Raw genomic sequence first — 23,691 nt, forward strand, 5'->3', positions numbered from 1 at the left:
TGGGTCAAAGCCGGAAAGTATACAGGGTTAGGGGGTGCGGCGTCATCGGGGAGGGCTATGGACAATCATGGCTGAACCTTGCCCTGGCTGATTGCCGGGCCATTGCTGGCAGGAGCGGGTTTCCTGGGATTGTCGAGCACCAGCTCGACAACGGCGTCTCAGGCGCCATCGCAGGTCGAGCCGGTGCTCGACCGTCCCAGGGCTCGGCAGGATCAGCGCCGCAGGTGCCGCATCCGCAAACCGGTGGCCACCAACGTAGCCACAAACACCCCGATACCCGCCACCACCAGAACAGCCATCTGCCAGGCCTTCTGCTGCCAGCCCCAGGCAAACCACTGCTCCACCCCGGGCGCCAGCCACAACACTACTGCCGCCAGCGCCGCACAGGCCAACACCAGCCGAATGATGAACAGCGGCCAGCCCGGCTGCGGCTGGTAGATACCCGCCTGGCGCAATCCCCACCACAGCATGCCGGCATTGAGCAGCGCCGACAGCGAAGTCGCCAGCGCCAGACCAACGTGATCCAGCGGCCAGACCAGGATCAGGTTGAACACCATATTGGCGCCCATGCAGATCATGGCGATCTTGACCGGGGTCTTCATGTCCTGCCGGGCGAAATATCCAGGGGCCAGCACCTTGATCAGCATGAAGGTCATCACCCCTACGGCATAGGCCCGCAATGCATTGGCGGCCTGCACCACGTCACGCTCGGTCATGGCACCATAATGAAACAACGTGGCGATCAGCGGCTCGGCCAGCAGCAACAGCGCCAGGGCCGCCGGCACACCGACCAGCAGCACCATGCGCACCGCCCAGTCCAAAGTGGCAGCAAAGGCTTTCGGGTCTTCCCCGGCATGCTGGCGCGATAGCGCCGGCAGGATCACCGTTCCGATAGCGATGCCAAAGGCGCCCAGCGGCAACTCAGACAGCCGGTCGGCGTAATATAGCCAGGAGATACTGCCGGTCTGCAGGAAGGACGCCAGCACCGTATCCAATAGCAGGTTGATCTGGCTGACCGACACGCCGAACAGTGCCGGCACCATCAAGGTCATGATGCGCTTCACGCCTTCATGATGACGATCCGGGCGCGGCACCGGCAGCAGCTTGATCTGCGCCAGGAATGGCAACTGGAACAGCAACTGCGCCACCCCGGCAATGAATACACCCCAGGCCAGCGCCATGATCGGCTGGTCGAAGTACGGCGTCATGAACAACGTCGCACCAATCATGCACAGATTGAGCAGCACAGGCGTGAAAGCCGGCACGGCGAAACGACCGTAGCTGTTGAGGATCGAGCCGCATAACGCCGTCAGGGAAATCAGAAACAGATAGGGAAAGGTAATGCGCAGCATATCGGTGGCCAGCGCGAGCTTCTCCGTCTGACCGTGAAAGCCCGGGGCAAACAAGGTGATCAATACCGGCGCCCCGGCCACCCCGAGCAGCGTAATCCCCGCCAGTGTCAGCCCCAATGTGCCCGTCACCCGGTTTACCAGATGCTGCACCTCGGCCAGGGTGAAGCGTGCGCGATACTCCGATAACACCGGCACGAAGGCCTGAGCGAAGGCCCCTTCGGCGAATAACCGACGCAGGAAGTTGGGGATCTTGAAAGCGATGAAAAAGGCGTCCGCCTCGGATTGGGAGCCGAAATAGGCAGCTACCACCACATCCCGCACCATACCCAGCACACGGGACAGCATGGTCATGATGCTGACTACCATGCCGGAGCGCAGCAGGCTGGGGGCCTTATCGGCAGGCTTAACCGGTGGAACAGTATCAGTCATGTATCACATCAATAGGTCTGGTTGGATAAGCAAGAAGCGACATCCACTACTCCGTCATTTTCGGCACTGGCCGGGAATGCAGCTGTGGTCCGGCTCCGGCGTTCCGGTAGATCCTTCGCGAAGGACGACAGCGCAATAGAGACATTGCGTTTCATCATTCGAGGCCTGGAGTCGCCCTAAAGAGCGCGATGATAGCGCTAACCGGATATACTTGGACACTTCACTGCGCCAGCCCGGTATCGAATAGAGGACACTGAACAATTCAGCGGCCTCTCCCTTGACATTGGTCACGCTCTACGGCACAGTACGCGACCTTATTTATACCCTAATTCACTAGATTTTCTGAGGAGCAAGACGGTGGCCAACTCACCTCAAGCCAAGAAACGCGCCAAGCAGGCCGAGAAGCGCCGCAATCACAATGCAAGCCTGCGCTCCATGGTTCGTACCTACATCAAGAACGTGATCAAGGCTATCGACGCCAAAGATCTGGAAAAAGCACAAGCTGCCTACACTGCTGCCGTTCCGGTCATCGACCGCATGGCTGACAAGGGCATCATCAACAAGAACAAGGCCGCTCGTCACAAGAGCCGCCTGAACGCACACATCAAGGCCATGGCTACCGCCGCTTGATTCGCGTTCCGCGTTGATACAAAAACCGGCTCATTGAGCCGGTTTTTTTGTGCCTGGGATAAAGAGCCAGCTCACCTACCGAAAAGCCGGCGATGCGGGCCTTGCGGCCCGCCAGATGCCTAGACCAATACCAGGTTATCCCGATGGACCAGCTCCGGCTCATCAACATAGCCGAGCACACTGACAATTTCCTCGCTGGACCGACCAATGATGCGCATTGCTTCCTGCGCCCCATAGTTGACCAGTCCCCGGGCAACTTCTCGGCCATCCAGACCGGCGCAGACAACCATCTCGCCGCGCCGGAAATTACCCTCGACCGCCTTGACCCCCACCGGCAGCAGACTGGAACACCCTCCCTCCAAGGCCCGCACTGCGCCTTCGTCGAGAACCAGCCGCCCGCGCGTCTGCAGATGTCCAGCCAGCCATTGCTTGCGCGCCGCCAGCATGCCTTTCTCGGGCAACAACAAGGTACCCAACTGCTCTCCCGCCTTCAGCCGGGCAACCACCTGCTTGATACGCCCACCAACAATAATGGTGCTGGCCCCGGAACGAGCCGCCAGCCGCGACGCGCGCAACTTGGTTTGCATCCCGCCGCGACCCAGCGCACCGGCACTGCCGCCAGCCATGGCATCCAGCGTCGGATCATCTGCCATGGCCTGGGAAATCAGCTCAGCTTCAGGATTGCTACGTGGGTCAGCGGTGTACAGACCATCACGATCAGTAAGAATCACCAACAGATCAGCTTCAACCAGATTGGTTACCAGCGCACCCAGAGTATCGTTGTCACCAAAACGGATCTCGTCGGTAACAACGGTATCGTTCTCATTGATGACCGGTATCACCCCCAAGTCCAACAAGCCACGCAGGGTGCTTCGAGCATTCAGATAGCGCTTGCGGTCGGACAGGTCATCATGGGTGACCAGCACCTGGGCAGTAGTCAGCCCGAACTCTTCAAAGCTGCTCTCCCAGGCCTGCACCAGATCCATCTGCCCTACCGCTGCAGCAGCCTGCAACTGATGGATGCTTTTCGGTCGCTCACTCCAACCCAGCCGGGTCATGCCCGCCGCTACGGCACCGGAGGACACCAGCACCACGTCCACCCCACTCTCACGCAGGGCCGCCATCTGCTGCACCCACACGGCCATAGCCTGGCGATCCAGGCCACGACCATCACCGGTCAGCAATGCACTGCCAATCTTGATCACCCAACGCCGGGCGGCAGTCACCTTGTCACGCATGCAATTTCAGCTCCGCTCAGCGAACGTAGATAATTTCCGGGCCATCTTCGCCATCTTCATCATCGTCGTCGAAATCCTCTTCGTCATCGGTGATGCCAGCCTTGCGCCGCGCCTTACGATCATCCAGCTCCTGGATATGCGCCCGCGCCTCATCTTCGATGCGCTGGTCCAGCTCGGCGACCTCAGCAGCATATTCCTCATCTTCCTGCATACGCAGCACACGCTCATCCAGCCAGTTCATGACTGCCTTGGCCAGCTCCTGAGTGCCTTCGCGCTCAGCCGCGGAAATGACGAACACCGGACCTTCCCATTCCAACCGCTCGACCACATCATCGAGAATCGCCTGCTGCTCATCTTCCAGCAACTGATCGCACTTGTTCAGCACCAGCCAGCGCTCGCGCAAGGTCAGCGCCGGGCTGAACTTGCCGAGCTCATGGATAATGGTCTCAATCGCTTCCACCGGATCGCTCTGATCCAGCGGTGCCATGTCCACCAGGTGCAACAGCAGTCGAGTGCGCGACAGGTGCTTGAGAAAACGCGTACCCAGCCCGGCGCCTTCGGCGGCACCGGCAATCACCCCGGGAATGTCGGCAATGACGAAACTGCGCAACTGACCCACGTCCACCACACCCAGATTGGGCACCATGGTGGTGAAGGGATAATCGGCGACCTTGGGCGTAGCCGCCGAGACCGAGCGGATGAAAGTACTCTTGCCCGCATTGGGCAGGCCCAGCAGACCGACGTCCGCCAACACCTTCAGCTCCAGTTTGAGATCGCGCAACTCACCCAGACTGCCGTTGGATGTCTGCCGGGGAGCGCGGTTGACGCTGGACTTGTAGCGCGTATTGCCCAGGCCATGGAAGCCGCCCTGAGCCACCAGCAGACGCTGGCCTGGCTCGGTCAGGTCGCCGATGATTTCCTGGGTGCCGGCATCGACCACAGTGGTACCCACAGGGACCGGCAGAACCATGTCTTCACCCTTGGCACCCGTGCAGTCGGAACCCCGACCATTCTCACCACGCTTGGCGTTGAAACGACGGGTATAACGATAATCGACCAGAGTGTTCAGGTTGGGATCGGCTTCCAGGAAGATGGAACCGCCATCACCACCGTCGCCACCGTCAGGACCACCCTTGGGGATGAACTTCTCCCGCCGGAAACTCATGCACCCATTGCCGCCATCACCAGCCTTTACCGTGATGGATACTTCATCTACGAATTTCATTGCGCTCCCCCTGAAGGGGTTGATTGAGGGGCCATTGAACAAGCCCTAAGCTACAAACAAAAAAGCCCCGTCGCAAGACAGGGCTTTTTGAAACCGGGATGCTATCAGCCGGCTACGACACTTACGTAGCGACGGTTGAACTCACCCTTGACTTCAAACTTGATCACGCCGTCAGCCTTGGCGAACAGAGTGTGATCCTTGCCCATACCAACGTTCTTGCCGGCGTGGAACTCGGTGCCGCGCTGACGAACGATGATGTTGCCGGCAGTAGCCTGCTGGCCACCGTACAGTTTCACACCAAGTCGTTTGGCTTCTGAATCGCGACCGTTACGTGTGGAACCGCCTGCTTTTTTGTGTGCCATGAGTTTATCTCCTCAATGCTTAGGCAGAGATGCCGGTGATTTTGATTTCGGTGTACCACTGACGGTGGCCCTGACGCTTCATGTGGTGCTTACGACGACGGAACTTGATGATACGAACCTTCTCGCCACGACCATGAGCGCTGATTTCTGCAGTCACCTTGGCGCCATCAACAACCGGTGCACCGATAGTGACGTCGTCACCGTTACCAACCAGCAGTACGCGATCAAATTCGATAGTGGAACCGGTTTCGGCTTCCAGCTTCTCTACTCTCAGGAATTCGCCTTCGGCGACCTTGTACTGCTTACCACCAGTAACAATTACTGCGTACATGTTGCTTTCTCCGTAATCCTGCTCACCCGGCGCTTGGGAATAATGGTTAGTGGCCGGCATGGCTGCAAGTGAACCCGCCTATCGGGCCCGAGCTTGCCATTGTCAAAACAGGGATGCTGTAAATCGGGTTTTCAGGGGCGGGGATTCTACCGACTTATCCTGCGCAACGCAATGCGCGGGCGGCTGTTTATGCGTGCGACTGCGCAGACCGCGCCACTCGCTTTCTTGACAGCACGCTGGCCGCCGCCTAGCATGCCGCGCAACCCTTCTGAAAGCGTGCTGTAGATGACCACCCTGCCCTTTTACACTGCGGTCACTGATGACTTCGAAGCTGTAAACCAGTTGATCATGCGTCAACTGCATTCCCGCGTCCCGCTTGTTGAGAAAATCGGTAGCTACATCATCAGCGCCGGCGGCAAGCGATTGCGCCCTCTTGTGGTCTTGCTTGGCGCCCGCGCCTGCGGCCTGACCGACGAACGGCCACACACCCTGGCGGCGATCATCGAGTTCATGCATACCTCGACGCTGCTGCACGACGATGTGGTCGATACTTCCGACCTGCGCCGCGGCCGTTCCACTGCCAATGCTCTGTGGGGTAATGCTGCCAGCGTATTGGTAGGTGATTTCCTTTATTCGCGCTCTTTCGAATTGATGGTCGAACTCAATGACATGCGCATCATGCGCGTGTTGGCCGGCGCTACCAACGTGATTGCCGAAGGCGAAGTGTTGCAGCTGTCCAAGATTCGCGACGCCAGCACCGACGAAGCCACCTATATGGAAGTTATCCGCAGCAAGACTGCCATGCTGTTCGAGGCTTCCACCCATACCGCCGCCCTGCTCGCCGACGCACCGGCCGAACAAACCGAGGCGCTGCGCCGCTATGGGGACGCGCTGGGTATCGCTTTCCAGTTGATAGACGACCTACTGGACTACAACGGCGATGCCGAAGCCATGGGCAAGAACGTCGGCGACGACCTGGCCGAAGGCAAACCCACCCTGCCGCTGATCTACACCATGCGCGAAGGCACGCCGGAACAGGCCAGCCTGGTGCGCAAGGCGATCCAGAAAGGCGGAACCGACGACATCGCAGTTATCCGTGAAGCCGTGGAAAACAGTGGCGCCCTGGAATACACCGCCAATCTGGCGCGCCAGCATGCGGATGAGGCGATCAGCCTGCTGCAGACCCTGCCGCCGTCAGTCTACCGGGATGCGCTGGAGCAGCTGGCACGGTTTGCGGTAGATCGTCAGTTCTGATTTGAAGCAATCGCTCCAGCAGCAATCCGACCAGACCATCCAACACGGGGCAACCGCAAGGTCGCCCCGCTGAAACGCCTTACAAAACCTGGATCAACTCGATATCGAAGATCAGTGTGCTGTGCGGCGGGATGCTGCCGGCGGCACGCTCGCCGTAGGCCAGGTTGGAAGGAATATACAGACGCCATTTAGCCCCTTCCTGCATCAGTTGCAGCGCCTCTGTCCAGCCAGCGATCACACCACCCACCGGGAACTCGGCAGGCTGACCACGCTTGTAGGAGCTATCGAACACTTCGCCGCTGATCAGCGTGCCTTCGTAGTGGGTGCGCACAGTGGAGCTGGCGGTCGGCGTCGCGCCGTTACCGGCTTCGATCACTTCGTACTGCAGGCCGGACGGCAGTGTTACCACACCGTCGCGGGCGGCGTTGCGCTCGAGGAATTCCAGGCCAGCCTTGCCGGCGGCGCGAGCAGATTCCTCGGCCAGCGCCTGCATCTTACCCTGCAGCGTCTGGAAAGCCGCCTGCATGGCTGCTTCGTCAACCGGGCTGGCCTGCTGAGTGTAAGCATCCCGCACGCCGTCCATGACCAGCTCGATCACCAGATCGGGGATATTGCTCGACAGCAGCTGGTCGCCCATTTGACGGCCAATGCCGTAGCTCACACGCTGTTCGTCGGTTTCGAAAGTATTGCTCATGACGGCTCTCCGGAAAAATGACCGTAAAGCCTGACACAACGTTGGTAAAAATTCACCCTCTGCGCTGCCGAACCTTACCGCGACGACTGGCGGCCCAGCGGGTACCGACAATGCTGCGCTGGGCGATCGAATAGGCTAAAATGCCGCCCTTTTCGCCCCCAATCCCAACCGAGACCCCGTCATGCTGGATAAATTGTTCCAACTCAAAGCCCATGGCACCACTGTGCGCACCGAGATTATTGCCGGTGTCACCACCTTTCTGACCATGGCTTACATCATCTTCGTCAACCCGGTGATGATGGCGGATGCGGGCATTGATCCGGGTGCGGCCTTCGTTGCCACCTGCATCGCGGCCGCCATCGGCTCGCTGATCATGGGGTTGTGGGCCAACTATCCCATCGCCCTGGCACCGGGCATGGGGCTCAACGCCTTTTTCAGCTACACCGTGGTCGGTTCGATGGGCTACAGCTGGCAAGTGGCACTGGGGGCAGTGTTCATTTCCGGCTTTATTTTCTTCCTGCTGAGCATCTTCAAGATCCGCGAGTGGGTGATCAACAGCATCCCCCTGCCGCTACGCTCGGCCATCGCTGCGGGTATCGGCCTGTTCCTGGCCTTGATTGCCCTGAAGAGCGCCGGCATCGTGGTGGACAATCCAGCTACTCTGGTGGGCGCCGGCGACATGACGCAACCCGGGCCGCTGCTCGCTTCCCTGGGTTTTGCCGTCATCGTCGCACTGGCCTACCGCCGGGTGACCGGTGCGGTAATGATCGGCATCCTGCTGGTCACCCTCATCAGCCTGGCGCTGGGCCTGACCAGTGCTACGGGTTTCGTTTCCGCGCCGCCGAGCCTCACTCCCACCCTGCTGCAGCTGGATATCGCCGGCGCCATGGAAGTGGGCCTGATCAGCGTGATCTTCGCCTTTCTGTTCGTCGACCTGTTCGACACCTCAGGCACCCTCATCGGAGTAGCGCAAAAGGCTGGACTGGTGGATAAGGAAGGCAAGCTGCCGCGCCTGGGACGGGCATTGATGGCCGACAGCACCGCCACCATGGCCGGCTCCATGCTGGGTACGTCCACCACCACCAGTTATGTCGAATCCACCGCCGGCACCGCCGCCGGTGGCCGCACCGGTCTGACCGCTTGCGTGGTCGCCGCACTCTTCCTGCTGAGCCTGTTCCTTTCTCCGCTGGCTGGCGCCGTACCCGCCTTCGCTACCGCACCGGCACTGTTCTTCGTTGCCGTGTTGATGACCAGCGGCCTGGTGCAGGTCGACTGGGAAGACCTGACCGAAGCAGCGCCCGTGGTGGTAACCGCGCTGGTCATGCCGCTGACCTTCTCCATCGCCAACGGCATCGCCCTGGGTTTCATTTCTTGGACCGCGATCAAGCTGTTGTCTGGCCGCTGGCGTGAGCTGAATCCGAGCCTGTATATATTGTCGGCCCTGTTCATCGTCAAACTCGGGTTCTTCAGCTGATGGGTACGGCATTCGATCCCGCTGGCTATGACCAGCAGCTTGAGGAAAAGCGCCAGCGACTGATGTCGCTGCTGCAGCCCTTCGCCGCACCCGAGCCGGAGGTATTCACCTCACCGCGCGAACATTTTCGTCTGCGCGCAGAGTTTCGCCTGTGGTACGAGCAGGGCCAGCCCCACTACGCCATGTTCGAGCCGGGCGACAACCGCCGGCCGATCCTGATCGAGCAACTACCGATCGCCAGCAAACGCATCAACGAGCTGATGATGCCCTTGCTGGAAGCCTGCAAGGCCGATCCGCTGCTGGGCCGCAAGCTGTTCCAGATCGAGTTTCTCACCACGCTGACTGGTGAGGCCCTGGTCACTCTGTGCTACCACCGCCCCATTGATGAAGAATGGGATGCGGCAGCCACGGCCCTGGCGCAACAGCTGGATATTCTGTTGATTGGCCGCAGCCGCGGGCGCAAACGGGTGCTGCAGCGTGATCACGTGCTGGAGGCGCTGAGCGTCAACGACCGCACCTGGCATTACCAGCAGGCCGAAGGCGGCTTCACCCAGCCCAACGGCCAGGTTAACCAGCATATGCTCGCCTGGGCGCAGGAGGTGGCCGATGATAATGCCGATGATCTGCTGGAGCTCTATTGCGGCAACGGCAACTTCACCCTGCCGCTGTCCACCCGCTTTCGCCGGGTACTGGCGACCGAACTGTCAAAGAGCTCGGTGCGCTCGGCGCTGGAGAATATCGCCCTGAACCAGGTGGATAACGTCACCCTGGTGCGCCTGTCCAGCGAGGAAGTCACCCAGGCCTTGACCGGCGTGCGCGAGTTCCGGCGGCTGCAGGGTATCGACCTGAGCGGCTATGACTTCGGCACCGTATTCGTCGATCCGCCCCGCGCCGGACTGGACCCGGCCACCCTCGAACTGGTCAAGGGCTACCAGCGTATCCTGTATATCTCCTGCAACCCGCAGACCCTGGCGGCCAACCTGGACGAACTGCATGAGACGCACCGTGTCGTCCGCTGCGCCCTGTTCGACCAGTTCCCCTATACCCATCACATGGAATCGGGAGTGCTGCTGGAGCGCCGCTGATTCAGCGCGGCGTCATCAACTGCAGCAGCGGCTCGTAGGCCTGGTGGGCGACCGGAATGATCCGCGCCGCCCGCTGCGATTGCAGAAAGACCTGCATCGCTGGCGAACGCTCGAGCATCAGTTCGCGAATCTGGGTTTTCAAGTCTTGACACAGCTCGCTGCTGAAGACGAAGGGATCATAGTGAATGGGTGCCGAGCGCCAGAGCACCCGTAGCGAATCGGTGGTGATAAGCCCGCGTCGGAGATACTCATCGGCACGTACGCTGGATACGAAAGCTGCCCCAACTCGCCCCAGCAACAGTGCATCCAATGCCTTGTCGTGTGATCCGGCATAGATCTGCCGATCGAAGTGCTGATGCAAAGGGCTGCCACCACTGACGGGGAATTCGCGGTGGGGGATCAGTGCTCCCGAAGTGCTGGCAGGATCGCTCAGCGCCAAGCGCTGCCCGCGGGTATCCTCCAGGCTATCCATGCCATTGTCGGCCCGCACCACCAGAATGGACTGGTAATAGTCCCCCGCCGACGAAAAATAACCACCCTGCATGGCCATGGAGGCAAAAGCCTCAATGCCGTCATTCTGCCGGTGCGCTGTGAGATAGGAGGCCGGACCGAGCAAGGCGATATCCGCACCACCGGAGACGATGGCATCAATTACGCTTTCATAGGAGCTGGAGCGCAGTATCTGTACTGGCATATCCAGCCCCTCGCTCAGCCACTCGGCCAGTGGCTGATATTCCTCGATAAGTTGGTCGATGTTCTTCACTGGCACCGTAGCGATGCTCAGTCCAGCCTGGCGGCAGTGCGCAGCGTCAGCCAGAACAACGGGAGCCTGCAGCGACAGCAGAAACACCAGACCACACAACAGGACTCTCATTCGGCATTGACCTTGGTGGCATGGAAACCACGCTCGAATTCAGCCACCTGTTCAGCGGGCATGGGCCGGCTGAAGTGATATCCCTGCACCAGGTCACAGCCGGCAAGACGGAGATAAACCAGTTGTTCTGGCGTTTCCACTCCCTCGGCCACCACCCGCAGCGACAGCCGCTTGGCCAGAGTAATGGTGAAGGACACGATCAGGCTGTCATCGTGGCTGTTGGATAACTGGGCGATCAGGCCACGGTCAATCTTCAGTTTGTTCACGGGCAGTGATTGTAGGTGCGCGAAACCGGCGTAGCCGCTACCGAAATCGTCCAGGCTTACTCCCAGCCCGGCAGCGCGTAGCGTTTCCAGGCTGGCAATAGCCATGCTTTCCTTCTCAAGAATAGCGGTTTCGGTAATTTCCAACTCCAACCGCCACGTTTCCACCCCCGTCTCAGCCAGTTGCCGCAACACCATACTGCTGAAATGCGGCTGACTCAGCTGTATCGCCGACACATTTACCGCCACCCGGGTATCGAGCCCTTCATCGCCCCAAGCGGCCAACTGCCGGCAAGCAAGCGTAATAACCTCCTCACCCAGCCCGATGATAAAGCCGCTGCGTTCGGCAATGGAAATGAAGCGGTCCGGGTAGATCAGCCCGAAATCAGGATGCTTCCAACGCACCAGCGCTTCGTAACCGGTGACCGACATCGAATCCAGGTCGATCTGCGGCTGATAGTGCAATACGAACTGGTGCTTTGCCAGCGCCTCGCCGAAGGCCTGCTCCAGATAGAATTCCTGCACATCGGCCACGTTCAATGACGGGTCGAAGAAGCGATATCGACCCCGGCCCGCCCGTTTGGCCGAGTACATGGCCGCATCCGCATGGCGAATCAAGCTGTCCACATCCTGACCATCACGCGGGCAGATACTGATACCGATACTCGGGCTGGTATTCACCTCGCTATCTTCCAATTGATAGGGCGCCGACAGCCGCTGCGTCAATTGGTCCACCCAACTGATGATCTGCTGCTCGGTGCGACTACCTGCCAATAGCACCACGAACTCATCACCACCGAAACGGGCCGCCTCGTCACCCGGCTCAAGCAGGCGGGTGATGCGCCCGGCAACTGCCTGCAACAGCAAGTCACCGATGCGATGACCGAGGGTATCGTTGATGGATTTGAACCGGTCCAGGTCGATGAACAATACAGCCAGCAGCCGTCGCCTGCTGCGTTGCTCAACCAGTTGCCGACTGGCCACTTCAATGAATTGCCGACGATTGAACAGCCCGCTGAGGTGGTCGGTGGAAGCGGCGCGGCTGCTGCGCTCATGTTCGCTTTCCAGGCGGGCGATCAACTGCTGGTTCTCCCCCTGCGATTGCTGCAAGGTGCGCAGTGCCGCCTGTTGGCCGTGCAGCATCCTGACCATCCAGAATACGCAGATCAACACCGCCAGGGTCATGACGCCATTGAACAACAACTGGCGCGATTGGCCGGCGCGAAATGACTGCAGTATCTCGTCGTACTGCTTGCTGATCACCACGGTGAAGCCATGCTGCGGCATGCCATGGAAGGCGCTTTGATAGAGCTTGCTGCCCACCCGCGAGGTGTACACGGCGCTACCATCCTGGCCAGGCGCCGGGCTCAGGGTCGCTCCGCCAATGATCACGCCACTGGAGTCGGCTCGCATGCGCTCCCTGTTGCTGGCATCCAGTAGCTGGATGAAGCCGGTCTGGCCGAGATCGATGTAGTGATACAGACTGACCAGATAGCCGATATCCATCTCCACCAGCATGACCTGGCCGTCACTGCCGGCCAGGGGAACGAGAAAGGGCAGACGCCAGTTGGGAAACGGCCAGTGCGTCTGGGCGTCGCCCAGGGCCGGCGGAATGAAAGGCTCGTTGGCCGTGACCTCGGTATCGCTATGCAACCTCTCAAGCCAGGCCGGTGGCAGCACCGCAAGACCGGCCTCATGACTGGCAAACAGTAACTGCCCCCGCGCCCCGAACACGCTCAATCGATTGAACACCGGGTCACCGGCCAGCAGCCTGGACAGGCGCTCGGCCACGTCACCACCCTGCTGTTGCTCACTGCGGTAGATACCACCGGCGGCCTTGGCACGGTCGGCCATCTGCCGCAGGTTCTCCGCAATAATGACCGACAGGTTCAGGTGCTCCGCTGCCTCGGCCTTCAGCCGCTCATCATGAATCTGGTCGTTGTGGTAGTAGAACATCACCCATAGAAACAGCACGATCAGCGCGCCCGATATGACGATGGCGCGCTGGACGAGACCGATTGGAACAGGCGAGCTGTGATGGTTGGCCATGGGGTACCGATTAGGAAAGAGACGCTATCAATCAGAATGGTGGCACAAAGACATTGCACAGAGATTGCAGCATCTTCTTGCCATGGCGCGAGGGCAAATGATCGGAACTGGCCGTTTGGCCAAAGGTCAGAAGTCTTGCAGGCCCCTGAACCCCGAGCGGTACCAGGCAAGGGCAGGCCACAGCCGCTCCGCAACCCTTCAGCCATCTTGGCTATGGCTACCCCAACTGCCATCAGACCGGCCCGATACCTTCTGGTTGCGCTTTAGCACGAGGTCCATATGCGCCAAGCTGGCTTTACCCTGATCGAATTGATGGTAGTAGTGGTGGTGATCGCCATTCTGGCGTCGATCGCCCTGCCTTCCTACCAGAACTACGTGACCCGGAGCCGTGCCCAGGCCGCGGCAGCGGACCTGGCGGGCCTGAGTGCGGCAGTGGAAAGCAACTTCCAGCGGACCTTGAGCTACCACCCGGACACCCGCACCGGTACCGCCGCTGTCACTGCGGCATTTACCCAATGGGCACCGGCACAAAGCGCGGACTTCTTCTCCTACAACTACACACCGGGCTCGCCCTATGTGCTCGAAGCCATCGGCCAGGGCGCCATGGCCGGCTGCGAGCTGACCCTCAACGGCGCCAACGAGCGTACCGCCAGCGCAGCCTGCGCGATAGGTTCGTCATGGTAGGCAGCAGGCAATCGAGCGGCTTCACCCTGGTGGAGCTGATGGTGGTGGTGCTCATCATCGGCCTGCTCGCTGCTGCCGCCGGTCCCTTTACCGGCGCCTGGACAGACAGCGCCAGCGTGCACAAGGCTCAGGGATATCTCGACCAGGCTGTTCGCCACGCCCGCGCCGTAGCACTGCGCAACGAATTCAAGGCTACCGGCGACGATCCCGCCGCCCGCCTGGTGTTCGATACTGGCAACCGGGAAATCAGGGTTTGCCGTGACCTGAACGATGCCAACTGCCGGGACGCCTGGTGGAATGTGGACATCCCTGCCGGGGTCGAACTTGATCTGCCCGCCGGCAATGCCATCGAACTGACCAACCGGGGTTTGCCGACGCAGCCGGTGCGCATCCGCATTTCCCGGGGAGGCGAGAGCCATGACTATGTCCTTTAAGGAGCATGGTACTTCGCTATTGGAGGCGATGATCGGCATCCTGCTGGTGGCAACCATGGGGCTGGGTCTGCTCATGGTGATATCCAATACCCTGAGCATTCAATCCCACGGCATTACCGAGAACCAGATTCTCACCGGCCTGCGCAATCTGACCATGCTGGACGACAACGAGATAGTGCTGGGGGTGACCGGCAGCGATGGCGGCCGCCAGGCGCTGACAGTGCCGGTGCAGCGGATCGCGGTCGACTCGGAGGTGGTGATTGATATCGGCGGTATCAGCCGGACCATGAGCGTGCCCGGCGAGCGCCTGGAGGTGCACAGCGAGGAGTATATTTCCGGCGACGGGCGCATCGTGGTGGCGCCATGAGGTCCGGCCGCAACAGGCAATGCGGTGCGACCCTGGTCAGTCTGATGGTCGGGCTGGTGGTGTCGATGGTCGCAGTGCTGGGCATGCTGGCCCTGTATCGCACCGCCGTGCAGGTAACCAGCGAATCCACCCGCTACGCCCGGGTTACCGGCGACCGGGCCGCGGCCATCATCAATGCCGAAACCCTGTTGCAAAATGCCGGCTATGGCATTGACGGGGCCGTCCTCACCTCGGCCGTAGTGCTCTGTGACGACATAAGCGCTGGCAGCAATGGCTATCAACCCAGCAGCTGCACAGCCGCCACCGTCGATCAGCAGCAGCCGGTGATGATCTGGCGTTTCGCGACCCTGGCCGCGCCGCTGGGCAATGGACCTGCCGCCTCTCGATGCGAAGGGCTGGCCATCAATAATGGGCAACTGCTGTACCTGCACGCCCTGCCCTGTGCCAGCACTACCGCCCTGCCCAGCTGGTCGCATGACGACGTGTCGGTCCTGTTCGCCACCTCCGGACTGGCCGGTGGCGTATTTGCCGGAATCGAACTGGAAAGCGAGTCCTGCGCCGCCTTCGGCGTGGGCGGCACGGGGACAGTCATGGCGACTCTGGAGGCTCATCACCCGATTACCGACGATCCCGAGAACTACCGCCCTACCGATCCGGCCACCTTTCGGCAGTTCTTCTCCCGCACCTGCCTGACCAATCTCGGAGGAAGTTGAGATGCAGTCCCGGTTCCGGCAACGCGGCATCGCTACCATTCTCATTGTGGTGTTGCTGGGCTTTTCCCTGTCGGCAACCATTCTCGCCGGGCTGAGCCAGGTGCGCTCGTCACAGGAACTGGGCGTGAGCCTGCACAGCCAGACAGTGACCCAGAAGCGCGCCTGGTCCGCAGCCGAAGCGCTGCGCCAGTACCTGCAACAGACGGCCGATAACCATGAGGACTGGACGGCCTTCGTTGCCCAGTTCTCCCCGCAGATTCAAGCCTACCCGGACATTCGCATGACGGGCTTCGAGGGTCTGGAGGCCCGTTTTACCGGTGTCGATTTTACCGATAGCGAACATCTGCTGTTCTCGACCACCATTACCGCCACGACCGCGCCAGACACCCGCATCGCCACCAACAGCTCGCTGCAGCTGACCTTCGCCATCCAGCCGCCGACTGCCGGAGGCACCGGCCCGACGGGTCCACCTAGCCGCAATGTCATTCACTTTCACGACGGTCTCGATATCAGCGGCGGCATCAATATCCATGCGGAGGCAGGGGAGGAATATGATGTGTTCGTCGAGGGCAACGTCAATATCGGCAGCGTCTCTCTGACCGGCATCGATACCATTCGCTCAACCCATTCCATCGCCTATCAGGGCGGCTCCGGCGGTGATTTTCGGGAGCTGCATGCCAGTTGCGATGTCAGGGTCGCCAATGTCGACGGCTTCAATATCGAAGCCATCCGCGCCACCAATAATGTCTGTGTACAGAACACGGCGAGTACTTCACTGATCGAAGCCAACGGCTTCGTCACCGTGGCCGGCGGGCAGCACGGCGGCATCTGGGCCAGCGCCAATCACGACGGCGTCGCCAGCTGCGCCATCGGCTCCGCCCGGCACTGTTCGGGTAACACCTACGGAGTGAATATCGAATGGTCGACACCGGTACGACAGGTGCACACCAAGGGCCAGATTCGCGCCCGGGAAGCCGCCGCGACGGTTGATCGCTGGCGGGCGGAACAACAGATCCTGCTCGATAGCTGCCCGGACCAGCGCGCCGATATCGTCTCGCGGACAGGCGTGCAATTTCCGTCCCGGTGCACCGCCCGCGCCGTGGTCAATCCGCAACTGCGGTTATCCATTCCCCTGGTGCCACCCGTACTGATCGAGCAGGCAGTATTCGATGCCAATCAACTGCGGGACTCGGCGCACTATCTCTACCGTCGCCATAATGGCGCCACCCGGGTGATCATTCGCAACGTACGGGGAGTCCGCGACAGCGATGACCCGAGCAACCCGCCGGATGTTCGGACAAACGGCTATTATCACCGGTCGGCACGGGACACTTCGGTCAACTGGAACCGCATGGTCGCCAACCATGCCTGCACCACGCCTGCAACCAGCATGGCGGACCGGGACAACTGCCGACGCCTGGCAACCGCATTGAACGATACCACCGCCCTGCCCGCCTACGGCAGCAGTGGGTGGGTTCTCGATGGCGTCCATCATGCTCCCGGCGTAGTACTGCTGGAAGGCGATGTTCGGATTGCCAATGGTCACTACACCAATACGTTCATCGCTACGGGCAATCTGCAAATGGTCTCGAGCAGCAACAGCATCGCCGCGCCAAACTATATAGGCCCAAGCTCCAGAACGGTGGCCATACCGGAATTTTCCAGCCCCAGCTTCCAGGGCGTATGCAGCAATACCTACAGTCTGGCGCCGGCGGATTTCTGCTCCGGCAGCAGCTTTGACTACTCTGCCCTTGGCGGGCTGGGCAACTTCGCCCTCCAGGCTGGCAGTTGCCCGCCGGGATCACCTGGCAGCTGTGCGCCTGCGCAATACATCGGTGGCAACATCAGCATCGCCGGTCCAGTGCTGGGGGCAATCAAGGCCGGCAACATGTTCAACACCTCCGGCAATACCCGGGTGGAAGGCTATGTCTCGGCACTGGCCCTGGGCAACACACAGGGCACCAGCAACCGCATCGGCAATCGCACCGTGATCGATCTGCGCCGCCTGCCCCCCGGCTATGACCCTACCGCCGGCGCGGTGGAAGGGGGATCGTCAGAAGGCGGCGGCGAGAACGGCGACGGCAGCGCAGGCACGCCGGGTATCGTTGAACTGAAGTGGTCGCGCTATCTGTGAGGTGGATCAACGTGATAAGCGTGAACCCTCTCGCAGATTCAGCCCTTAGTCCTAGCAGCCCGGATTGGCTGCGGTACACTTTCCAGTTCCGGAGATACCAGATCATTTCCATTTAAACGGGCAGCACAGGCAGTAGCCCCTACACCAGGGAGGACTACGCCATGCGTTGTCGTGGATTTACCTTGATTGAAATCATGGTAGCGATCGCCGTACTGGCCATCCTGTTGTCCATCGGCCTGCCCGCCTTCGGCAGCCTGATCGACAACCAGCGCATGGACAGCAGCGTCAACAGCCTGCTGCGCAGCATCAACCAAACCCGTACAGAAGCCACCCGCCGCAACCGCCACGTCACCATGGCGCCATTGTCAGGCGACTGGAGCAATGGCTGGAACATCTTCATCGATGCCAATAACAATGGCGCACTGGATGCCGGCGAGATCGTTCTGCATGAAGAGCTGCCCGCCCGCGTCCACCATGTGCATGTCAACTCACCGCTCGCCAGTTACCTGCGCTACAACGCTCAGGGCGAGTCGGAACTGTTGAACGGTGGTTTTCAGTCAGGGACATTTTCATTCTGTCCCAATGAGGCAGATGCCAAGGGGCGACAAGTGATCATCAACCGGATCGGGCGGGCGCGGCTGCAAGCGGCGGAGATCCCGGCAGCGAACTGTCCCAGCTAGATCATCAGCTATACAGCGATATCGGAGCAGTTATACTCCTTGCTTAAGAGGAAAAATAAAAACCTATAACCTCATGGAGACTGCTTCCCTTGCTGGGTCAGGATCTTTACCTATACGAGAGTATCAGCCTGCAGCTGCGTCGCCATATCGAGGGCGGCAGCTACAGACCTGGGCAGCGCCTGCCCTCCGTGCGCAGTCTCAGCCGTCTTTTCAACACCAGCGTCAACACCATAATCCAGTGCCTGCGCCAGCTTGAGCAGGAAAATTACATCGAAATAAGAGCCCGCTCGGGTACCTTCGTAGCCGCCTGCCCACCCGCGATTACCACGGGAGCTGCCGAGTTCGAATTCCTGCCGGTCGAGATATCGCTGAGCGATGATATTTTGCACTACATGGAACCCCATCATCAGCTCGACCTGATCCACCTGGGCATTGCGCTGCCCGACCCGCAATTGATGCCCATGGAGCGCATCATGACCACTCTGAGGGATATAACCCGCAAGCAGCCGCTTGACGTCTGGGACTACACCCACCCGAAGGGTCATCAGCGTTTTACGCTCCAGCTTGCCCGGCGTAGTCTCCACTACCCTAATCCGATTTCCCAGGATGATGTCATCATCACCAACGGCTGCATGGAGGCCATCGATCTCGCCCTGCGCACTGTCACCCGGCCAGGTGACACCGTAGCGGTTGAGTCTCCGACCTATTACGGCACCTTGCTCGCGCTGGAGGTGCTGCGGCGCAAGGTATTGGAAATCCCTACCGATCCGAGCCATGGCGTTTGCCTGACAACACTTGAGCTGGCATTCAAGCATCGTCGCGTGAGTGCCTGCCTGGTATCGCCCAACGCGCAGAACCCACTTGGGTTCACCATGTCAGAGGAAAACAAACAGAAGCTGGTTGAGCTGGCCACCCGCTACAATATTCCCATCATCGAGAATGATGTCTGGGGCGACACCCTCTACTCCGACGGAGCTATGCCGGCCAAAGCCTATGACCATGCCGGGATGGTTCTGTATTGCCATTCTTTCTCCAAGTCCCTGATACCGGGTATACGGCTGGGCTGGGTGGCTCCCGGCCGCTTTCACCACCGGTTGCGCGAATTGAAACTGGTGAGCAGCATTACCACCGCATCGGCTCCACAACTGCTGCTGGCTCGGCTGATGGAAAGCGGATTCTATGCCCAGCATCTGGTCTCGCTACGCCAGCAACTGGCCGCCCAGGCTGATCAAGTACGCCAGGCAGTACTGGAATGGTTCCCACCGGGCACCTCGGTACAGCAACCCAGCGGCGGCTGTGTGCTATGGGTAGTTCTACCAGCGCATATGAATTCCCACTCATTATTTGAAGAAGCTCTACAAAGCGGAATTCATATTTTCCCAGGGAGCGTTTTTTCTCCCGGACAGCGATACGCGCACTGCCTGCGCTTGAATGTCGGAAAGCCAGTAAACTCAGCTGTATTGCAAGCCGTGCGCCGACTGGGGGAGATAGCCCGAAGGGCTGGCCAGCCTCACGGAGGGGCCGACCTCTGACGGCTAATTCCCGTCTCATTCGTCGCGCTGTTTCAGTCAGATCAGACAATCTGTACCTGTTTTCCCTCCAGAGGGAGGCATAGGATCAAGGCTCCATAATAAGAAGACAGAGCGAGCCATTATGAAACCTGCAAAATTCTATTGGCTGCCCGGCGCAGCCAGCCTGCTAGCGATCGCCTTGACGGGATGCCTGAGTTCCGGAGGCTCAAGCTCCCGCTCCGACAATGCCCCTGACCTGGAGCTGAGCGTATTGTCCAGCGCAGCAGACCAGGTCAGCGGCGGCAGCGTTCTGGTTACGCTGGAAGGCGATGCTGCTCAAATCGACGAGGAGCTGGATCAGCTCGAGTTCTGGATCAATGATCAGGAAGTGCAGCCCGCGCGTCTGAGCCGCCGCAACGATCGTCTGGAAATCCTGCTCGAAGGGTTGGCGCAGGGCGAGAACCAACTGGAGTTGCACCATGCCAAGCATGGCCCATTGCATGACATTACCCTGACCAATCATCCAATCACCGGACCGATCTTCTCCGGGCCGCAGCAGTATCCTTTTGTCTGCACCTCGGTTTCCGAACTGGGCAGGCAGCCGCTGGTGGATACCGAGGGTGACGCTGGATTCCCGGTGTACGACGACAATGGTACGCAGATCGGCTTGAGCAAGGATTGCTCGATTGAGCCCTACGTGGTGTTTCTATACCGGACCAATGCCACCAACCCTACCTATCGACCCTTGCCAGCGGATGGTTCGCGCCCCGCTGATATGGCCACCACCACCCTCACCGATGGTCGGGTAGTGGATTTCATCGTCCGCCAGGAGCGCGGCACCATCAACCGCTTCCTCTACAGTTTCGCTACCCTCGCTACGCTGGGGGATGCCGCCGATGCCGCAGCAACGGACAAATGGAACGGGCGTCTGCTGTTCCACTTCGAAGGTGGCGTCGCCATTGGCCATACGCAGGGGCGAGTCAGCGGTAGGGCCCTGGCGCCGGAAGTGCTGGGCAAAGGCTACGCGGTCATTTACTCGTCGGGCACCCGTACCAACGCCCATTACAACCTGCAGGTGGGTGGCGAGACCGCGCTGATGGTCAAGGAGCATTTCATCAAGCGCTTCGGCACCCCGGATTACACCGTTGCCATTGGCGGATCGGGTGGCGGTATCCAACAATATGTCTATTCGCAGAACCACCCGGATCTGCTGGATGCTGGTGTGCCGCAATACTCCTATCCCGACATGGTCACCCAGACAATCCACATCGGCGACTGCGAGCTGCTCGAATACTATATGGACGCTACCGACCGCGACAACCCGTTCTGGCGCACTACCGCCAACCGTAGCCTGCTGGTCGGGTTGAACTCGACCGACGCCTACCCTGACCCCTTTGCTGGCGCAAAAAACATGCTGGGCTATAGCACCGCACCCGGCATGACCGAATGCATCCCCGCTTGGCGTGGCTTGACGCCGTTGGTGATGAATCCGCACTACGGCCAGGCCACAAACCAGGGGCAGATGCAGCCGCCCGGTGTGATGAACGATGTGCAATGGACCCATTATGATGACCTGCGCAACATCTACGGGGTCGATGACAATGGCAACCCACGCACCCTGTTCGACAACGTGGGCGTGCAATATGGGTTGAAGGCACTGAACGACGGAGATATTACCCCTGCCGAGTTCCTCAAGCTGAACAGCCAGATCGGTGGCTGGAAGCATCCCAACGAGATGATTCAAGAGGGCTTCCCGTTCATCGGCACCGAGGCTGACGTCCTGGAGGACCCTTCCCGTTTCGATCCGTGGAGCAGCCGCAACATGCGCTTGAGTCCGGATGGCAACAGCCCGGCTCCACGTACCGAGGGTGACCTGCAGGCCATCAATGCTGCCTATGACTCGGGCATGGTATTCGATGGGCAACTGAACATGCCGGTTATCGACTGGCGGCATTATCTGGAAGAAGTGCTGGATATGCACAACAGCCATCAGTCCTTCTCCGCCCGCCAGCGTATCCGCAACCGGATGGGCAACTCGGACAGTCAGGTGATCTGGTTCACTGATGCCCGGCCAACCGACCTGGGCGATCCCGACGAACCGCAGCCGCGGGAAGATTTCGATCAGACCTGGATGGCCCTGGACGTACTGCATGAGTGGCTGATGAATATCCGCGCCAACCCGGAGGACGGCATCGCCGGCAACAAACCTGCCGCGGCAGTGGACAGTTGTTTCGAAACCAATGGTGACCTGAAAGCTGCGGGACAGGATGTATGGGACGGCATACTGGATAACAGCTCCGCCGGGGCCTGTACTAACCTGTTCCCGACCTACACCACGTCACGGATGATCGCCGGTGGGCCGATTGAGGGAAGCATCTTCAAGTGCGCGCTGAAGCCGGTCAGCACTGCGCTCACGGACGGCACCTATGGCAGCTGGAACCCCACCACCGAGCAGGTAGCTGAGCTCAATGCCATCTTCCCGCAAGGCGTTTGTGATTACGCTCAACCGGATCAAGGCAGACCCGGCAGTTGAAACCGAGCCGGTACGCCTTGTAGGCGTACCGGCACTGCCGTCTCAGGTACGGTATTCGGCGTTGATACGTACGTACTCGTGAGACAGGTCGGTGGTCCAGATGGTCTCGCTGAATTCGCCCCGCCCCAGCTCGATGCGGATGGTGATTTCAGCCTGGGCCATCACCCGAGCGCCCTGCTCTTCGGTGTATTCCGCGGCGCGGCCACCATTGCGGGTAATGCAGACCTCATCGAGATATACGTCGATGCGCTCCACATCCAGATCCGGCACTCCGGCGTAACCAACCGCAGCCAGAATTCGACCCCAGTTCGGATCGGAGGCAAACAGCGCAGTCTTGATCAGCGGTGAATGAGCCACGGCATAGGCCACATCCAGACACTCGTTGCGGTTACCGCCACCGTTGACCTGCACGGTAACGAACTTGGTGGCGCCTTCGCCATCGCGCACGATCGCCTGCGCCAGCTCCAGCATGACGGCATTTACCGCTTCGGCCAGTTGGGCATATTCACTGCTCGCCGGATCGGTGATTTCTGCCATCGCCGCCTGACCGGTGGCGATCAGCATGCAGGAGTCGTTGGTGCTGGTGTCACCGTCGATGGTGATGCGATTGAAAGACAGGTCGGCGGCCTGACGCAGCAATTGTTGCAGTACCGGCTGCGCCACCTTGGCATCAGTCGCCACGTAGCCGAGCATGGTCGCCATGTTCGGGCGAATCATGCCGGCACCCTTGGAGATGCCGGTAATGGTCACCGTCTGGCCTGCCAGCTTGATCTGCCGGCTGGAACCTTTAGGCTGGGTGTCGGTGGTCATGATGCCTTCGGCGGCCATGGCCCAGTTATCCTCAGCCAGGTTCGCCAGCGCCTGGGGCAATACCGCAATGATCTTGTCCGCTGGCAACAGCTCACCGATGACCCCGGTACTGAAAGGCAAAACCTGGTCCGGCTCGACACCCGTCAGCTCGGCCAGAGCTGCGCAGGTCTTCAGCGCTGCGGCCATACCGGGTTTGCCGGAGCCGGCATTGGCGTTACCGGTATTGACCAGCAGATAGCGTGGCGCCTGAGTCAGGTGCTGCTTGCACAGGGTAACCGGTGCGGCGCAGAAGGCATTGGTGGTAAATACCCCGGCGATCGCCGTGCCCGGCACCGCCTCCATCACTACTACATCTCGGCGCCCAGGCTTCTTGATACCAGCAGAGGTAATACCGAGACGAAACCCGGGAACCGGGTGCAGAGCGGGAAGAGGACCGAGTCCGACGGGCATGAAAGGAACTCCAGAAATAGAATAGATAGAAACTGAATGGCACTTACTTAAGGTTTTTTACAATCGACATTCCACCACACCCCGCCGTCCTTGGCGCAGGCCGAGGATGACGGGG

The 23,691-nt window shown here is 60.2% G+C and carries 21 protein-coding genes; 12 read left to right on the plus strand and 9 right to left on the minus strand.

All coding sequences use genetic code 11. From position 1 onward, the window contains the following. Window positions 1–212: 212 nt before the first annotated feature. On the minus strand, window positions 213–1,781 hold the full coding sequence (murJ, locus tag DHB74_RS03385; RefSeq protein ID WP_499160807.1) for a murein biosynthesis integral membrane protein MurJ: 1,569 nt from the start codon (window positions 1,779–1,781) through the stop codon (window positions 213–215). A gap of 357 nt (window positions 1,782–2,138) precedes the next feature. On the opposite strand from murJ, the gene rpsT reads away from it, so the two are divergent. Continuing rightward, window positions 2,139–2,411 carry a 30S ribosomal protein S20 gene (gene rpsT / locus DHB74_RS03390; RefSeq protein WP_036989467.1) on the plus strand — a complete coding sequence of 91 codons (273 nt, stop codon included), beginning with the start codon at window positions 2,139–2,141 and terminating at the stop codon, window positions 2,409–2,411. 119 nt (window positions 2,412–2,530) lie between these two features. On the opposite strand, the gene proB is transcribed toward rpsT, so the two are convergent. The 4 genes from proB to rplU form a co-directional block, all read right to left on the minus strand. After that, window positions 2,531–3,649 (minus strand): glutamate 5-kinase, encoded by a 1,119-nt coding sequence (proB, locus tag DHB74_RS03395; protein ID WP_036989466.1) that lies wholly within the window; start codon window positions 3,647–3,649, stop codon window positions 2,531–2,533. Window positions 3,650–3,665: 16 nt separating this feature from the next. Continuing rightward, on the minus strand, window positions 3,666–4,874 hold the full coding sequence (gene cgtA / locus DHB74_RS03400) for an Obg family GTPase CgtA (RefSeq protein ID WP_036989465.1): 1,209 nt from the start codon (window positions 4,872–4,874) through the stop codon (window positions 3,666–3,668). A 104-nt stretch (window positions 4,875–4,978) separates the two neighbouring features. Continuing rightward, window positions 4,979–5,236: a 50S ribosomal protein L27 gene (rpmA, locus tag DHB74_RS03405; RefSeq protein WP_036989464.1), complete on the minus strand. Its 258-nt coding sequence runs from the start codon at window positions 5,234–5,236 to the stop codon at window positions 4,979–4,981. Between the two features lie 19 nt (window positions 5,237–5,255). After that, window positions 5,256–5,567, minus strand: a complete 312-nt coding sequence (gene rplU / locus DHB74_RS03410) for a 50S ribosomal protein L21 (protein WP_036989463.1) — start codon at window positions 5,565–5,567, stop codon at window positions 5,256–5,258. A 285-nt stretch (window positions 5,568–5,852) separates the two neighbouring features. Between rplU and DHB74_RS03415 the strand changes: the two genes are divergently transcribed. Continuing rightward, the gene (locus DHB74_RS03415; protein ID WP_036989462.1) at window positions 5,853–6,821 is read left to right on the plus strand and encodes a polyprenyl synthetase family protein; all 969 of its coding nucleotides are present in this window, start codon (window positions 5,853–5,855) and stop codon (window positions 6,819–6,821) included. A 79-nt stretch (window positions 6,822–6,900) separates the two neighbouring features. Here the strand turns inward: DHB74_RS03415 and bamJ are convergent, their stop codons facing one another. Then, window positions 6,901–7,515: a BamJ family beta-barrel-assembly machinery protein gene (bamJ, locus tag DHB74_RS03420; protein ID WP_036989461.1), complete on the minus strand. Its 615-nt coding sequence runs from the start codon at window positions 7,513–7,515 to the stop codon at window positions 6,901–6,903. 181 nt (window positions 7,516–7,696) lie between these two features. Here bamJ and DHB74_RS03425 point away from each other — a divergent pair, with 181 nt between their 5' ends. Next, entirely contained in the window at window positions 7,697–8,989 is a 1,293-nt protein-coding gene (locus tag DHB74_RS03425) for an NCS2 family permease (RefSeq protein WP_036989460.1), read from the plus strand. Then, on the plus strand, window positions 8,989–10,074 hold the full coding sequence (trmA, locus tag DHB74_RS03430; RefSeq protein WP_280164647.1) for a tRNA (uridine(54)-C5)-methyltransferase TrmA: 1,086 nt from the start codon (window positions 8,989–8,991) through the stop codon (window positions 10,072–10,074). The genes DHB74_RS03425 and trmA overlap by 1 nt, the downstream gene beginning before the upstream one ends. A 1-nt stretch (window position 10,075) precedes the next feature. Here trmA and DHB74_RS03435 read toward each other — a convergent pair whose 3' ends face one another. Next, a complete protein-coding gene (locus tag DHB74_RS03435; protein WP_280164648.1) occupies window positions 10,076–10,948 on the minus strand; it encodes a phosphate/phosphite/phosphonate ABC transporter substrate-binding protein in 873 nt (290 codons plus the stop codon). Then, window positions 10,945–13,260 carry a putative bifunctional diguanylate cyclase/phosphodiesterase gene (locus DHB74_RS03440; RefSeq protein ID WP_280164649.1) on the minus strand — a complete coding sequence of 772 codons (2,316 nt, stop codon included), beginning with the start codon at window positions 13,258–13,260 and terminating at the stop codon, window positions 10,945–10,947. Before DHB74_RS03440 ends, DHB74_RS03435 begins: the two co-directional genes overlap by 4 nt. A 279-nt stretch (window positions 13,261–13,539) precedes the next feature. Here DHB74_RS03440 and DHB74_RS03445 point away from each other — a divergent pair, with 279 nt between their 5' ends. From DHB74_RS03445 to DHB74_RS03480, 8 genes are all read left to right on the plus strand, one after another. Next, window positions 13,540–13,944, plus strand: coding sequence for a type IV pilin protein (locus DHB74_RS03445; RefSeq protein ID WP_499160808.1), 405 nt, complete (start codon window positions 13,540–13,542; stop codon window positions 13,942–13,944). Next, window positions 13,938–14,378, plus strand: a complete 441-nt coding sequence (locus tag DHB74_RS03450) for a type II secretion system protein (RefSeq protein WP_499160809.1) — start codon at window positions 13,938–13,940, stop codon at window positions 14,376–14,378. The genes DHB74_RS03445 and DHB74_RS03450 overlap by 7 nt, the downstream gene beginning before the upstream one ends. Beyond that, entirely contained in the window at window positions 14,362–14,745 is a 384-nt protein-coding gene (locus tag DHB74_RS03455; RefSeq protein WP_499160810.1) for a hypothetical protein, read from the plus strand. Before DHB74_RS03450 ends, DHB74_RS03455 begins: the two co-directional genes overlap by 17 nt. Further along, window positions 14,742–15,458, plus strand: a complete 717-nt coding sequence (locus tag DHB74_RS03460; RefSeq protein ID WP_499160811.1) for a PilW family protein — start codon at window positions 14,742–14,744, stop codon at window positions 15,456–15,458. The genes DHB74_RS03455 and DHB74_RS03460 overlap by 4 nt, the downstream gene beginning before the upstream one ends. Window position 15,459: 1 nt before the next feature. Continuing rightward, window positions 15,460–17,592: a hypothetical protein gene (locus DHB74_RS03465; RefSeq protein ID WP_499160812.1), complete on the plus strand. Its 2,133-nt coding sequence runs from the start codon at window positions 15,460–15,462 to the stop codon at window positions 17,590–17,592. A gap of 161 nt (window positions 17,593–17,753) precedes the next feature. After that, window positions 17,754–18,272: a GspH/FimT family pseudopilin gene (locus DHB74_RS03470; RefSeq protein ID WP_499160813.1), complete on the plus strand. Its 519-nt coding sequence runs from the start codon at window positions 17,754–17,756 to the stop codon at window positions 18,270–18,272. Window positions 18,273–18,361: 89 nt separating this feature from the next. Next, complete coding sequence (locus tag DHB74_RS03475; RefSeq protein WP_499160814.1) at window positions 18,362–19,804, plus strand: aminotransferase-like domain-containing protein; 1,443 nt, start codon at window positions 18,362–18,364, stop codon at window positions 19,802–19,804. Window positions 19,805–19,925: 121 nt separating this feature from the next. After that, entirely contained in the window at window positions 19,926–22,316 is a 2,391-nt protein-coding gene (locus tag DHB74_RS03480) for a DUF6351 family protein (RefSeq protein WP_499160815.1), read from the plus strand. 42 nt (window positions 22,317–22,358) lie between these two features. Here DHB74_RS03480 and argJ read toward each other — a convergent pair whose 3' ends face one another. Then, a complete protein-coding gene (gene argJ / locus DHB74_RS03485; RefSeq protein ID WP_499160816.1) occupies window positions 22,359–23,576 on the minus strand; it encodes a bifunctional glutamate N-acetyltransferase/amino-acid acetyltransferase ArgJ in 1,218 nt (405 codons plus the stop codon). Window positions 23,577–23,691: the final 115 nt, after the last annotated feature.

Source organism: Pseudomonas sp. G11-1 (genome assembly GCF_024031555.1).
Taxonomy (GTDB): Bacteria; Pseudomonadota; Gammaproteobacteria; order Pseudomonadales; family Pseudomonadaceae; genus Halopseudomonas; species Halopseudomonas bauzanensis.